This is a genomic window from Pseudomonas sp. DWP3-1-3b3 (assembly GCF_049896305.1).
GTDB classification, from domain to species: Bacteria; Pseudomonadota; Gammaproteobacteria; order Pseudomonadales; family Pseudomonadaceae; genus Aquipseudomonas; species Aquipseudomonas azotoformans_A.
This window is the reverse complement of the sequence record NZ_JAFCUA010000001.1, coordinates 389,233-403,224: the sequence shown is the minus strand read 5'-3', so window position 1 is coordinate 403,224 and position 13,992 is coordinate 389,233. Positions and strand designations below refer to the sequence as shown.

Here is a 13,992-nt window from a genome sequence, read left to right as displayed (position 1 = left end):
CCGGGCCAGCGCCAAAAATCGAGCTATTCCACGATAAGCGCCGTTGGGGTGTCAGGACAAGTTGCGAGTTCTGCGTAAAAAATCCCACACTACAAAATAACAATGCCTACAGGAGCGACCAACGTGAGCCGCCTTCTACTGAATTGCGACATCGGAGAAAGCTTCGGTAACTGGACCATGGGGCTGGACGCCGAGGTCATGCCGTTCATTGATTGCGCCAACGTGGCGTGCGGCTTCCATGCCGGCGACCCGAGCATCATGCGCAAGACCGTCAGCCTGGCACTCAAGCATGGCGTGCAAGTCGGCGCACACCCGGCGTACCAGGATCTGCAAGGTTTCGGCCGTCGCTCCATGGCCTACACGCCCCAGGAAATCCAGGACCTGCTGCACTACCAGATCGGCGCCCTCGACGGCATCTGCCGGGCGCAAGGTGGGCGGGTCAGCTATGTGAAGCCCCACGGCGCGATGTACAACGACATGATGGCCAAGCCCGCGCAATTGCGCGCGGTGATACAGGCTGTGGCAGCTTACGGCGACCTGCCGCTGATGTTGCTGGCAACCCGCGACAACAGCGCAGCGCAGGCCTTGGGCGATGAATATGGCGTCACCCTGTGGTTCGAAGCCTTTGCCGACCGCGCCTATGACAACAAGGGCCACCTGGTCTCGCGGCAGTTGCCCGGCGCCGTGCACCACGATGCCGACACCATCCTGCAGCAAGCCTTGACCATTTCCAGGGGGGAAGCGCTGACCGCCAGCGACGGCAGCTCGTTGGTCCTGCAAGCCAACACGCTGTGCGTGCATGGCGACAATGCCAGCTCAATCGCCGCCGTACAGCGCATCCGCGAGGCATTGAAGCCAGCATGAAGCCACGGATTGAAGTGGTGGCCATCGACTGCCTGATGGTGCGTCTGTTTGATGCAATCGCCGAAGCCAACATGCCCTGGATGCTCGCCGCCATCCAGCGCTTGCGCAGCGGTTTCGGCGCAGCTTTGGTCGACTTGGTGCCGTCCTACACGACCTTGATGGTGCATTACGACCTCAGCGTATTGAACCCGGCCCAGGCACGCGAATTGATCGACCAGGCCCTGACCGACCTGCAACCGCACACCCAGGGCAGCGGCCAGTGCCACGTGCTGCCGGTGTGGTACGACCTGAGCGTCGGCCCCGAACTGAGCCTGCTCAGCCAGCGCAGCGGGCTAAGCGTCGATGACGTGATCCGCCGCCACAGCGCCCACGAGTACCAAGTGTTCGCCCTCGGCTTCGCCCCCGGTTTTGCCTTTATGGGCCTGGTGGATGAAGTCCTCGCCGCGCCACGTCTCAACACCCCGCGCAAACGCGTGGCGGCGGGCAGTGTCGGTATTGCCGAACGGCAAACCGCGGCCTACCCGGTGGTCTCGCCGGGCGGCTGGAACCTGATCGGCCGCACCCCGGCCAAGTTGTTCGACCGTGAGCGCGATGGTTATAGCCTGATGCAACCGGGCGACACGGTACGCTTCGAACCCGTCGATCACGCGCAATTCATCAAACTGGGTGGCGATGACACGCCGTTGGAGGCGCAGGCATGAGCCGCTTGATCATCGAGGCCAGCACACCGCTGTGCCTGTTGCAGGACGCCGGCCGCTTTGGCGTGCGTCACCTGGGCGTAACCCAGGGCGGGGCGCTGGACTGGGTGTCGATGTCCTGGGCCAACTGGCTGCTGGGCAATGCGCTGGACGCGCCGGTGGTGGAAATCACCTTGGGCGGCTTTACCGTGCAGGCCGAGGATTATTGCCTGCTGGCCCTGGCCGGTGCGGACTTGGGTGCTTATATCGACGAACGCGCCATCAGCCCAGGCCGCAGTTTTATCCTGCAAAAGGGCCAGCGTTTGCGTTTTACCCAGCCATTCAACGGCGCGCGGGCCTATCTGGCGGCGCCGGGCGGGTTTGATGCGCCGGACGTGCTGGGCAGTTGCGCCACCGTTGTGCGTGAAGAACTGGGCGGCGTGGACGGTTTCGGTAAGGCACTGGCCGAAGGCGGGCGCTTGGCGTATTCCGGCGTCGGCGGCGCAATGAAAGTGCTGAATGATCCAGGTCTGGCCAAAACTGCATTGGACGTGATCGTCGGCGCCCAGATCGGCCAGTTCAGCGGGCAAAGCCTGTTTGATGCGTTCAACACCGAATGGGCCCTCGACAGTCGCGCCGACCGCATGGGCATGCGGCTGTTGGGTACGCCGCTGCAGTATCAGGGGCCTTCACTGATTTCCGAAGGCATTCCGCTGGGGGCGATCCAGGTGCCGCCGGATGGGCAGCCGATTGTGTTGCTCAATGATCGCCAGACCATTGGTGGCTATCCGCGTCTGGGCGCGTTGACGCCATTGGCGCTGGCGCGGCTGGCGCAGTGTTTGCCGGGGGAGAAGGTGCGGCTGGCGCCGGTGGTGCAGGAGACTGCGCATCAGCAGCACATTGACTTCTTGCAGCGCTTTTTGAACAGCTAAAAGCATCGCAGGCAAGCCAGCTCCCACAGTTGAATGCATTCCAACTTTCAAATGCATTCAACTGTGGGAGCTGGCTTGCCTGCGATAGCGTCAGTGAGCACACCGCCTATTTGGAGAGAAAGCGCATCCCCTCTTCCAACCCCCGCAACGTCAGCGGATACATCTGATCCTCCACCAACTCCCGCACAATCCCCGTCGACGCCGTATACCCCCAGGTGTCCTTCGGATACGGGTTGATCCAGATCAGCTTCTTGTACTTGGCCATGAAGCGCTGCATCCACACATACCCCGGCTCTTCATTCCAATGCTCGACGCTGCCGCCGGCCTGGGTGATTTCATACGGCGCCATCGACGCATCGCCGATAAAGATCACTTTGTAATCCGCGCCGTACTTGTGCAGCAGGTCCTGGGTTGAGGTGCGCTCGGAGGTGCGGCGCTGGTTGTTTTTCCACACCGACTCATAGACGAAGTTGTGGAAGTAGAAGTACTCCAAATGCTTGAACTCGGTCTTGCACGCGGAGAACAGCTCTTCGCAGATCTTCACGTGGGCATCCATCGAGCCGCCGATATCGAACAGCAATAGCAGCTTGATGGTGTTGCGCCGCTCCGGGCGCATCTGAATATTTAGCAAGCCGGCATCGCGGGCGGTGTGGTCGATGGTGCCGTCGATATCCAGCTCTTCCGCCGCGCCCTGGCGCGCAAATTTGCGCAGGCGGCGCAGGGCGATCTTGATATTACGCGTGCCCAGTTCAACCTGGTCGTCGAGGTTCTTGTACTCGCGCTGGTCCCACACCTTAACGGCCTTGCCCTGGCGCTTGCCGGCATCGCCGACGCGAATGCCTTCCGGGTTATAGCCGCCGGAGCCGAACGGGCTGGTGCCGCCGGTGCCGATCCACTTGTTACCGCCGGCGTGGCGTTCCTTTTGTTCTTCCAGGCGTTTCTTGAATTCCTCGATGAGTTTGTCGAGGCCACCAAGAGACTGGATCTGCGCGCGTTCTTCATCGGTCAGCGAACGCTCGAACTCCTTGCGCAGCCACTCTTCGGGGATCAGCGCCTGCAAGTGGTCGTCGAGTTTCTCCAGGCCGTTGAAGTAGGCGCCGAAGGCCCGGTCGAACTTGTCGAAGTGCCGCTCGTCCTTGACCAGGATCGCCCGGGCCAAGTAGTAGAACTCGTCCATGTCGGCGAAGGTCACGCGCATTTTCAGCGCGTTGATCAGGTCGAGCAGCTCGCGCACCGACACCGGCACCTTGGCGGCGCGCATTTCATTGAACAGGTTGAGCAGCATCAGCGATTACCGCGACGGCTCATGAACGCCAGACGCTCCAGCAACTGCACGTCCTGCTCGTTCTTCACCAACGCACCGGCCAGCGGCGGGATGGCCTTGGTCGGGTCACGTTCGCGCAGCACGGCTTCGCCGATGTTGTCGGCCATCAGCAGCTTGAGCCAGTCCACCAGTTCGGAGGTGGAGGGTTTTTTCTTCAGGCCCGGTACTTTGCGCACGTCGAAGAACACATCCAGCGCTTCGCTGACCAGGTCTTTCTTGATGTCGGGGTAGTGCACATCGACGATCTTTTGCAGGGTGGTGCGGTCGGGGAAGGCGATGTAGTGGAAGAAGCAGCGGCGCAGAAAGGCGTCCGGCAGCTCCTTTTCGTTGTTGGAGGTAATGATGATGATCGGGCGTTTCTTGGCCTTGATGGTCTCGTCGATTTCGTAGACGTAGAACTCCATCTTGTCGAGTTCTTGCAGCAGGTCGTTGGGGAACTCGATGTCGGCCTTGTCGATTTCATCGATCAGCAGGATCACCCGCTCTTCGGATTCGAAGGCTTCCCAGAGCTTGCCCTTTTTCAGGTAGTTGCGCACGTCGTGGACCTTGTCCACGCCCAACTGCGAGTCGCGCAGGCGGCTGACCGCGTCGTACTCGTACAGGCCCTGATGCGCCTTGGTGGTGGACTTGATGTGCCAGGTGATCAGCTTGGCACCGAAGGACTCGGCCAATTGCTCGGCGAGCATGGTCTTGCCGGTGCCGGGTTCGCCCTTGACCAGCAACGGCCGCTCCAGGGTAATGGCGGCGTTGACGGCCAGTTTCAGGTCATCGGTAGCCACATAGGCCTGGGTGCCTTCGAACTTCATCGGTGTTTCCTCGCATTCATCAATGCCTGGACTATACCGCGCAGCCCCGGCGACTGTGAACGCAGGCGGCTCATTCAGTCTCTGAATGACCAGTCACCTTCAGTCCGCCGAGGGCTTGGGTTGTTCATAGCGCGCATTGAACGCCTGGATGAAGCCGTTGCGCAAAATCGCCAAAAACGCGGAAAACGCGCTGACATTTTGCTGGTGCACGCTGCCACTGAGCTCAACCCGGGTGGCGAACTGGTTTTTCGCCTGGTTTTTCAGCACGGTCTCGCTGGCGCCGACCACCGCCTCCCAGATCGAGCGGAAGATGTTCTTGTCTTTGTTTTCCACGTCCTGCTGCCAGTCGAAGACTTCGACGTCGCGCAGCAGCGGTTTGATATAGCCGGTCAACTGGCCTTTTTCCGCCTGGGCTTCGATCACCACGTCGCCGGTGCCGGCCTTGAAGTCGAATTTGCCGTAGGCCGAGGCGAAGTCATTCATGCGCTTGAGCTGCAAGTCTTTGGCGCGGAAACGGAATTCGAAGTTCTCGAAATTGCTCAGCGGGTCAAAGGTGGCTGTGGCTTCCAGCGGCGCCTGGCCTTGCAGCAGCGCCTTGCCCTCGAAGCGGGCGTCGCGCTTGCCTTTGACGTCGACCACGTTGGTCAGGTTGTAGAAACTGGCGTTGACCGCGGTGGCGTTGATGTTGACCGGTGGTTTGGAGCTGAAGTTATGGAAGGCGATCCTGCCGTCTTCGATGCGCACTTCGTCGAGGGTGATAGGGGCCAGCTTGCTCAATTGCTCGCGCCAGTCGGTGCCTTTACCGGTCTGGGACGCCTGCTTGTTGGCGCCGCCGTCGACGAAGTTCACCTCGGGGTTGATAAACAGCACCTTGGCCACCACCGCATGGTCGTACCATAACGAGTGCCAGCTCACCGCGAGGTCGATCAGCGGCGCCTTGACGAACGGTACGGGCACTTTGCCGTCGACCTTGATGATCTCCAGGCCGTTGATCTTGTACGCGCCGCGCCACAGGGCCAGGTCTACATCCGTGACGTGGCCGCGGTAGTCGCCCATGTTGGCGAGCTTGTCATTCAAGTAGTTACGCACCAGGTAGGGCAGGGCGATGCTCAGGGCGACCAGTACCACCAGCAATCCGGCGACGGTCCATAGTGGCCAACTGTAGCGACGTTTCATGGGGAGGGTCCTCTGTGCGTATAGGGGATGGACTGTTGCGAAGGGCGCAACGTTCCTCCGACTGGACGCTTTGCGGCACGAGGCATACCCTTGTGGCCTTCCTTGAATCGACCCATAGGACCCGTCATGAGCCGCATCTTTGCAGACAACGCGCACTCCATCGGTAACACGCCCCTGGTTCAGATCAACCGGATCGCACCGCGTGGTGTGACCATCCTGGCCAAGATCGAAGGGCGTAACCCAGGCTACTCGGTGAAATGCCGCATTGGCGCAAACATGATCTGGGACGCTGAAAGCACCGGCAAACTCAAGCCGGGCATGACCATTGTCGAACCCACCTCCGGCAACACCGGCATCGGCCTGGCATTCGTCGCCGCCGCCCGTGGCTACAAGTTGTTGCTGACCATGCCGGCGTCCATGAGCATCGAGCGCCGCAAGGTACTCAAGGCCCTCGGCGCCGAACTGGTGCTGACCGAACCGGCCAAGGGCATGAAGGGCGCTATCGAGAAAGCCGGCGAAATCGTTGCCAGCGACCCGGCCACCTACTTTATGCCGGCCCAGTTCGACAACCCGGCCAACCCGGCGATCCATGAAAAAACCACCGGTCCGGAGATCTGGAACGACACCGATGGCGCCGTGGACGTGCTGGTGGCGGGTGTGGGCACCGGCGGCACCATCACCGGTGTTTCGCGCTATATCAAGAACATTGCGGGCAAGCCGATCCTGTCGGTGGCTGTCGAGCCTATCGTGTCGCCGGTGATTACCCAGGCGCTGGCCGGTGAAGAGATCAAGCCCAGTCCGCACAAGATCCAGGGCATCGGCGCAGGGTTTGTGCCGAAGAACCTCGACCTGTCGATGGTTGACCGCGTGGAGCTGGTGACCGACGACGAGTCCAAGGCCATGGCCCTGCGGCTGATGCAGGAAGAGGGAATTCTGTGTGGCATTTCCTGCGGCGCTGCGATGGCCGTGGCGGTGCGCCTGGCCGAGAAGCCGGAGATGCAGGGCAAGACCATCGTGGTGATCCTGCCTGACTCCGGTGAGCGCTACCTGTCGAGCATGCTGTTCAGCGATTTGTTTACCGAGCAAGAAAACCAGGCTTGATGTATGTCTGTGGTGAGCGGGCTTGCCCCGCGCTGGGGCGCGAAGCGGCCCTAAAATCAGACGCCCTGTTTCTCACTGGCAAAAGCGTTGCCCTATTGGGGCCGCTTCGCAGCCCAGCGCGGGGCAAGCCCGCTCACCACAACAGCCCGCTCACCACAACAAGCCTCTTCACCAAGACTAACCTGCTTACCACAGGGGTTGATGTGAATCAGCGTTACTAAGCTAGGCCTTCTGCATAATGGCCCAACTGTTTATCATGGCCGGCTGCTACGTCTGCTGTTGGCCAGGCGCTTATTTCCAGGAGTTGCTGCATGACCTTTTCTTTGGCCGCCAAACTGTCCGTGCTGGCGTTGTTTATCGGCAGCACGTTGTATGTGCACCTGCGCGGCAAGGCGCGTTTGCCGATGTTGCGTCAGTTCGTCAACCATTCGGCGCTGTTCGCCCCGTATAACGCCTTGATGTACCTGTTCTCGGCCGTGCCGTCCAAGCCCTACCTGGACCGCAGCAAGTTCCCCGAACTGGACGTGCTCAAGGACAACTGGGAGGTGATCCGCGAAGAGGCCATGCACCTGTTCGACGAGGGTTACATCCGCGCCGCCGAAAAGAACAACGACGCCGGCTTCGGCTCGTTCTTCAAGAAGGGCTGGAAGCGTTTCTACCTCAAGTGGTACGACAAACCCCTGCCCTCGGCCGAGGCGCTGTGCCCGAAAACCGTGGCGCTGGTGAGCAGCATTCCCAATGTGAAAGGCGCGATGTTCGCGCTGTTGCCGGGCGGCAGCCACCTCAACCCGCACCGCGACCCGTTCGCCGGTTCCCTGCGTTATCACTTGGGTTTGTCCACGCCGAACTCCGACGACTGCCGCATCTTTGTCGACGGCCAGGTGTACGCCTGGCGTGACGGTGAAGACGTGATGTTCGACGAAACCTACGTGCACTGGGTCAAGAATGAAACCGAGCAGACCCGTGTAATCCTGTTCTGCGACATCGAGCGCCCCCTGAGCAACCGCGTGATGACCCGCGTCAACCGTTGGGTCAGCAAGCAATTGGGCCGCGCTACTGCACCGCAGAACCTGGATGACGAGCGCGTGGGCGGGATCAACCAGGCGTACGCCTGGAGCAAGACTTTCAGTGACAAGTTCAGCGGTGTGGTCAAGCAGTGGAAGCGCAAGCATCCGAAGGCTTACCGCATTGCGCGGCCGGTGCTGGCGGTGCTGGTGCTGGTGCTGTTGTGGAAGTGGTTGTTCTGATCAGAACACGGTAAAAAATGTGGGAGCGGGCTTGCTCGCGAATGCAGTCTGTCAGTCATAGATGTTTTGACTGATCCACTGCATTCGCGAGCAAGCCCGCTCCCACATTTGTTTTGCAGTGTTACTTAAGAGGCGATCAGCTGGCGAAGCACATAGTGCAAGATGCCCCCGGCCTTGAAGTATTCCACCTCATTAAGCGTATCGATCCGGCACAACACCTCGACCTTCTCCGTACTCCCATCCTCCCGCGTAATCACCAGCGTCAGGTTCATCCGTGGCACGATCTCCACGTCGGTCAGCCCGAGAATGTCGATCTTCTCCTTCCCGGTCAGCTTGAGCGTCTTGCGGTTCTGATCCAGCTTGAACTGCAACGGCAGCACGCCCATGCCCACCAGGTTGGAGCGGTGGATCCGCTCGAAACTCTCAGCGATCACCGCCTTGACCCCCAGCAGGTTGGTGCCCTTGGCTGCCCAGTCGCGGCTGGAGCCGGTGCCGTATTCCTGGCCGGCGACCACCACTAAAGGCGTGCCCGAGGCCTGGTACTTCATCGACGCGTCATAGATCGCCATCTTCTCGCCAGTGGGGATATACAGCGTATTGCCGCCTTCCTCGCCACCGAGCATTTCATTGCGGATACGGATATTGGCAAAGGTGCCGCGCATCATCACTTCATGGTTGCCCCGGCGTGAGCCGTAAGAGTTGAAGTCGCGCGGTTCCACGCCTTGTTCGCGCAGGTAGCGACCGGCGGGGCTGTCAGTCTTGATATTACCGGCCGGGGAGATGTGGTCGGTGGTGACCGAGTCACCCAGCAACGCCAGCACGTTGGCGCCTTTGACGTCTTTGATCACCGGCAGCGGCCCGGCAATGTCGTCGAAGAACGGCGGATGCTGGATATAGGTCGAATCCTCTTGCCAGACGTAGGTGGCGGCTTGTGGTACTTCAATGGCTTGCCACTGCTCGTCACCGGCGAACACCTCGGCGTATTCCTTGTGGAACATGCCGGTGCTGACCTGAGCCACGGCATCCGCGATTTCCTTGCTGCTGGGCCAGATGTCCTTGAGGTACACCGGCTTGCCGTCTTGGTCATTCCCCAGCGGTTCACTGCTGATATCGATGCGCACGGTGCCCGCCAAGGCATACGCCACCACCAGCGGCGGCGAAGCCAGCCAGTTGGTTTTCACCAGCGGGTGCACGCGGCCTTCGAAGTTGCGGTTGCCCGACAGCACCGACGCCACCGCAAGGTCGGCTTTCTGGATGGCTTTTTCGATCGGCTCGGGCAGCGGGCCGGAGTTGCCGATGCAGGTGGTGCAGCCGTAGCCCACCAGATCAAAGCCGAGCTTGTCCAAGTACTGGGTGAGGCCTGCCGCCTTGTAGTAGTCGGTGACCACTTTGGAGCCTGGTGCCAATGAGGTTTTAACCCAAGGCTTGCGCGTCAGGCCTTTTTCCACGGCCTTTTTCGCCACCAGCCCGGCCGCCATCATCACACTGGGGTTAGAGGTGTTGGTGCAGGAGGTGATTGCGGCGATCACCACCGCGCCGTTTTTCAGGCGATAGGTCTGGCCGTCGTACTCATAGTCGGTTTCGCCCACCAGGTCGGCATTGCCCACGGCAACCCCGCCGCCGCCTTCGCTTTCCAGGCGGCCCTCTTCTTTGTTGGTGGGTTTGAATTGCAGGTCGAGAAAGTCACTGAAGGCCTGGCCGACATTGGGCAGTGCTACGCGGTCCTGCGGGCGTTTCGGCCCGGCCAGGCTGGCTTCGACACTGCCCATGTCCAGGGCCAGGCTGTCGGTGAACACCGGCTCCTGGCCGGCGATGCGCCACAGGCCCTGGGCCTTGGTGTAGGCCTCAACCAGCTTCACGGTTTCGGTAGGACGGCCGGAGAGACGCAGGTAATCCAACGTCACCTCATCCACCGGGAAAAAGCCGCAGGTGGCGCCATATTCCGGGGCCATGTTGGCGATGGTGGCACGGTCGGCCAACGGCAGGTCGGCCAGGCCATCGCCGTAGAATTCGACGAATTTACCCACCACGCCTTTTTTGCGCAGCATCTGGGTGACGGTCAACACGAGGTCAGTAGCGGTGATGCCTTCTTTCAATTTGCCGGTGAGCTTGAAGCCGATCACTTCCGGGATCAGCATCGACACCGGCTGGCCGAGCATCGCCGCTTCCGCTTCGATCCCGCCCACGCCCCAGCCGAGTACGCCGAGGCCGTTGATCATGGTGGTGTGGGAGTCGGTGCCCACTAATGTGTCCGGGAAGGCGTAAGTGCGACCATCTTCGTCCTTGGTCCACACGGTGCGGCCAAGGTATTCGAGGTTGACCTGGTGGCAGATGCCGGTGCCCGGTGGCACCACGCTGAAGTTATCGAAGGCGCTCTGGCCCCAGCGCAGGAAGGCGTAGCGTTCGCCGTTGCGCTGCATTTCGATGTCGACGTTTTGCTCAAACGCGTCGGCGTTGCCGAACTTGTCGACCATCACCGAGTGGTCAATCACCAGGTCTACGGGCGATAGCGGGTTGATGCGCTGCGGATCGCCCCCGGCCTTGGCCACGGCGGCGCGCATGGCGGCCAGGTCGACCACGGCGGGTACGCCGGTAAAGTCTTGCATCAAAACTCGAGCGGGGCGGTACTGGATCTCACGGTCGGACTGGCGTTCCTTGAGCCAGGCGGCAATGGCCTTGAGGTCGGCGCCGGCGACGGTCTTGTTGTCTTCCCAGCGCAGCAGGTTTTCCAGCAGTACCTTGAGCGACATCGGCAGCTTGTCCAGGTCACCCAGGCTCTTGGCGGCTTCGGGCAGGCTGAAGTAGTGGTAGGTTTTGCTGTCTATTTCCAGGGTCTTAAGGGTTCTCAGGCTATCAAGCGATGACATGACACGACTCCTTATGGTCCGCACGGCTACGGACCTGACGGGACGAACAGAGCTATCAACTTAGCCCTGTTTTCATTAGCAGGCTAATAACTGGACTCTATCGTTAAGTCCAAGGTTCCGAACTCCGTTATCATGCGCGGGTTTTCATGACAGGCATTGCGACAGCGCAACGTCAGTTGATTCACTTGGAGAGTTGATGAACACCCTTTTTATGCACTGCCGCCCGGGTTTTGAAGGCGAAGTCTGTTCCGAGATCGCGGACCTCGCCGCGCGCCTGAACGTTTCCGGCTACGCCAAGGCCAAGACCGGCAGCGCCTGCGCCGAATTTGTCTGCACCGAAGAAGACGGCGCCCAGCGCTTGATGCACGGCCAGCGCTTTGCCGAGCTGATCTTTCCTCGGCAGTGGGCGCGCGGGGTGTTTATCGACCTGCCGGAAACCGACCGCATCAGCGTGATCCTCGCTCACCTGCGCGAGTTCCCGGTGTGCGGCAGCCTGTGGCTGGAGATGGTCGACACCAACGACGGCAAGGAACTGTCCAATTTCTGCAAGAAATTCGAAGTGCACCTGCGCAAAGCCCTGCTGAACGCCGGCAAGCTGGTGGACGACCCGAGCAAGCCGCGCCTGCTGCTGACCTTCAAGAGTGGCCGCGAAGTCTTTATGGGTCTGGCCGAGTCGAACAACTCGGCAATGTGGCCGATGGGTATCCCACGTCTCAAGTTCCCCCGTGAAGCACCCAGCCGTTCGACCCTCAAGCTGGAAGAGGCCTGGCATCACTTCATCCCCCGCGACCAGTGGGACGAGCGCCTGCACGGCGACATGACCGGCGTCGACCTCGGTGCAGCGCCCGGCGGCTGGACCTGGCAACTGGTCAACCGTGGCATGCTGGTGACCGCCATCGACAACGGCCCGATGGCCGAAAGCCTGATGGACACTGGCCTGGTGCAGCACTTGATGGCCGACGGTTTCACCTTCGTGCCCAAGCAGCCGGTGGACTGGATGGTCTGCGACATCGTCGAAAAGCCGGCGCGTAACGCCGCGCTGCTGGAAACCTGGATCGGCGAAGGGCATTGCCGCGAGGCGGTGGTGAACCTGAAGCTGCCGATGAAACAGCGCTACGCCGAAGTGAAGCGCCTGCTGGAACGCATCGAAGACGGTTTCAAGGCGCGCGGCATCCGCGTGGAGATCGGTTGCAAGCAGCTGTACCACGACCGTGAGGAAGTGACCTGCCATTTGCGTCGGTTGGTGGATGTGAAGAAAACCAAGGCCCGGTAGACTGGCGGCCAGTTTCAGGAGTAGATCATGAGCGATATTTTCGACAGCGCCGTCGACGGCACCCTAGATGCAACAGGCTTGAATTGCCCGGAACCCGTGATGATGCTGCACCAGCACATCCGTGACCTGCCGCCCGGCGGCTTGCTCAAGGTGATCGCGACCGATCCGTCCACGCGCCGCGATATCCCCAAGTTCTGCGTGTTCCTTGACCACGAACTGGTGGATCAGCAGGAGCAGGCCGGTACGTACCTGTACTGGATCCGCAAGAAGTCCGCTTAAACCCGCGCCTTATCGGCGCGGATACGCCGGCGTGCACTGCGCGCCAGGCGCACCAGCAACATCCCCGCCGCACAACTCAGGCCCACGATCAGCCCTTGCCACAAGCCGCTTGGGCCGCTCGGCTCGCCCAGCCAATTCGTCAGGCCCAGGGCGTAACCCACCGGCAGGCCAACGCCCCAGTATGCGAACAGCGTCAGCACCATGGTCACTCGGGTGTCCTGGTAGCCACGCAGTGCGCCGGCTGCCGTCACCTGGATCGAGTCGCTGAACTGGAACAGCGCTGCAAACACGATCAACGTCGACGCCAGGTGAATGACCACCGGGTCCGGGGTGTAGATCGCCGCAATCTGCTCGCGAAACAGCAGCATCAGGCTGCAGGACAGGCAGGCGTAGACCAGCGCCGTGCCCATGCCGACACCAGCGGCGAAGCGGGCTTCACGCGGTTCCCCACGTCCCAGCGCCTGGCCCACGCGCACGGTGACGGCCATGCTCAGGGAGTACGGGATCATGAACACCATGGAGCTGATGTTCAGCGCAATCTGATGACCGGACACCACGGTGGCGCCCAAGCCACCGAGCAACAGGGCGATCACTGCAAAAATGCTCGACTCGGCAAAGATCGCCACGCCAATCGGCAAGCCAATGCCCAGTACACGCTTGATCACTGCCCATTGCGGCCAATCGAAGCGCTTGAACAACTCGCTGCTCTGGTAGGCCGGCCCCCAGCGGGTCCAGGCGGCCAGGCCGAGCATCATCGCCCACATCGAAATGGCCGTGGCCCAGCCGCAGCCTACGCCGCCCATGGCCGGCAGGCCGAGGTGACCATAGATGAAGATGTAGTTCAGTGGAATGTTCAGCGCGAGGCCGAAGAGGCCCATGACCATGCTCGGCAGCGTGCGGCCCAGGCCGTCACTGAAGCAGCGCAACACGTAATAGAACGCAATGGCCGGCATACCGGCGGCGATGCCATGCAAGTAACCCATGGTGGGCGCGATCAGGTCCGGCTCCACCTTCATTGCATGCAGGATCGGTTCGGCGCAGAGCAGCAGCAGTGAGCCGATGATGCCGACCATCAAGGCCAGCCACAGTGATTGACGCACCAACGGCCCGATCTCGCGGTACTGGCCCGCGCCGTAGCGTTGGGCGACTTTCGGCGTGGTGGCCAGCAGCGTACCGCTCATCAGCAGGTAGACCGGAATCCAGATCGAGTTGCCCAGGCCCACCGCCGCCAGGTCCTGGGGGCTGACGCGGCCGGCCATCACCGCATCGACAAAGCTCATTGCGGTGGTGGCCAGTTGGCCGACCATGATCGGCAGGGCAAGCGTCAGCAGGCCGCCGACTTCCCGGCTGATGCGGGCGGGGCGGCTAAGGGTGGCAGAGGCAGTGTTCACGTACAGGTGTCCAATAAAGGGAGGCGCAAGGACGGCGGATTCTACGCTTTGACGC

12 protein-coding genes are annotated in these 13,992 nt (G+C 61.3%); 7 read left to right on the top strand and 5 right to left on the bottom strand.

Going from position 1 to position 13,992, the window contains the following annotated elements:
* The first annotated feature begins 123 nt into the window (after positions 1-123).
* From ACP7BX_RS02020 to ACP7BX_RS02010, 3 genes are read left to right on the top strand one after another with little or no spacing between them, the layout of a single operon-like run.
* Positions 124-864 (top strand): 5-oxoprolinase subunit PxpA, encoded by a 741-nt coding sequence (locus ACP7BX_RS02020; protein WP_033902596.1) that lies wholly within the window; start codon positions 124-126, stop codon positions 862-864.
* The gene (gene pxpB, locus ACP7BX_RS02015) at positions 861-1,565 is read left to right on the top strand and encodes a 5-oxoprolinase subunit PxpB (RefSeq protein WP_426129522.1); all 705 of its coding nucleotides are present in this window, start codon (positions 861-863) and stop codon (positions 1,563-1,565) included. The genes ACP7BX_RS02020 and pxpB overlap by 4 nt, the downstream gene beginning before the upstream one ends.
* On the top strand, positions 1,562-2,473 hold the full coding sequence (locus ACP7BX_RS02010) for a biotin-dependent carboxyltransferase family protein (protein ID WP_426129520.1): 912 nt from the start codon (positions 1,562-1,564) through the stop codon (positions 2,471-2,473). The genes pxpB and ACP7BX_RS02010 overlap by 4 nt, the downstream gene beginning before the upstream one ends.
* A gap of 106 nt (positions 2,474-2,579) precedes the next feature.
* Here the strand turns inward: ACP7BX_RS02010 and ACP7BX_RS02005 are convergent, their stop codons facing one another.
* The 3 genes from ACP7BX_RS02005 to ACP7BX_RS01995 form a co-directional block, all read right to left on the bottom strand.
* Positions 2,580-3,758 carry a VWA domain-containing protein gene (locus ACP7BX_RS02005; protein WP_314525952.1) on the bottom strand — a complete coding sequence of 393 codons (1,179 nt, stop codon included), beginning with the start codon at positions 3,756-3,758 and terminating at the stop codon, positions 2,580-2,582.
* Positions 3,758-4,603: an AAA family ATPase gene (locus ACP7BX_RS02000; RefSeq protein ID WP_003210690.1), complete on the bottom strand. Its 846-nt coding sequence runs from the start codon at positions 4,601-4,603 to the stop codon at positions 3,758-3,760. The genes ACP7BX_RS02005 and ACP7BX_RS02000 overlap by 1 nt, the downstream gene beginning before the upstream one ends.
* A gap of 99 nt (positions 4,604-4,702) precedes the next feature.
* Positions 4,703-5,779: a DUF748 domain-containing protein gene (locus ACP7BX_RS01995; protein WP_426129517.1), complete on the bottom strand. Its 1,077-nt coding sequence runs from the start codon at positions 5,777-5,779 to the stop codon at positions 4,703-4,705.
* 126 nt (positions 5,780-5,905) lie between these two features.
* On the opposite strand from ACP7BX_RS01995, the gene cysK reads away from it, so the two are divergent.
* Together cysK and ACP7BX_RS01985 are read left to right on the top strand one after the other, a co-directional pair.
* The gene (cysK, locus tag ACP7BX_RS01990; protein ID WP_426129515.1) at positions 5,906-6,880 is read left to right on the top strand and encodes a cysteine synthase A; all 975 of its coding nucleotides are present in this window, start codon (positions 5,906-5,908) and stop codon (positions 6,878-6,880) included.
* 311 nt (positions 6,881-7,191) lie between these two features.
* Positions 7,192-8,127: an aspartyl/asparaginyl beta-hydroxylase domain-containing protein gene (locus tag ACP7BX_RS01985; RefSeq protein WP_314525984.1), complete on the top strand. Its 936-nt coding sequence runs from the start codon at positions 7,192-7,194 to the stop codon at positions 8,125-8,127.
* 125 nt (positions 8,128-8,252) lie between these two features.
* Here ACP7BX_RS01985 and acnA read toward each other — a convergent pair whose 3' ends face one another.
* Positions 8,253-10,994, bottom strand: coding sequence for an aconitate hydratase AcnA (gene acnA, locus ACP7BX_RS01980; protein WP_426131409.1), 2,742 nt, complete (start codon positions 10,992-10,994; stop codon positions 8,253-8,255).
* A 196-nt stretch (positions 10,995-11,190) separates the two neighbouring features.
* On the opposite strand from acnA, the gene rlmM reads away from it, so the two are divergent.
* Both rlmM and tusA read left to right on the top strand, forming a co-directional pair.
* Positions 11,191-12,267 (top strand): 23S rRNA (cytidine(2498)-2'-O)-methyltransferase RlmM, encoded by a 1,077-nt coding sequence (gene rlmM, locus ACP7BX_RS01975; RefSeq protein ID WP_016975248.1) that lies wholly within the window; start codon positions 11,191-11,193, stop codon positions 12,265-12,267.
* A 27-nt stretch (positions 12,268-12,294) separates the two neighbouring features.
* The gene (gene tusA / locus ACP7BX_RS01970; protein ID WP_038846538.1) at positions 12,295-12,546 is read left to right on the top strand and encodes a sulfurtransferase TusA; all 252 of its coding nucleotides are present in this window, start codon (positions 12,295-12,297) and stop codon (positions 12,544-12,546) included.
* On the opposite strand, the gene ACP7BX_RS01965 is transcribed toward tusA, so the two are convergent.
* Complete coding sequence (locus tag ACP7BX_RS01965) at positions 12,543-13,937, bottom strand: MATE family efflux transporter (protein ID WP_426131406.1); 1,395 nt, start codon at positions 13,935-13,937, stop codon at positions 12,543-12,545. The two genes, tusA and ACP7BX_RS01965, sit on opposite strands and share 4 nt — an antisense overlap.
* Between the last annotated feature and the right edge of the window lie 55 nt (positions 13,938-13,992).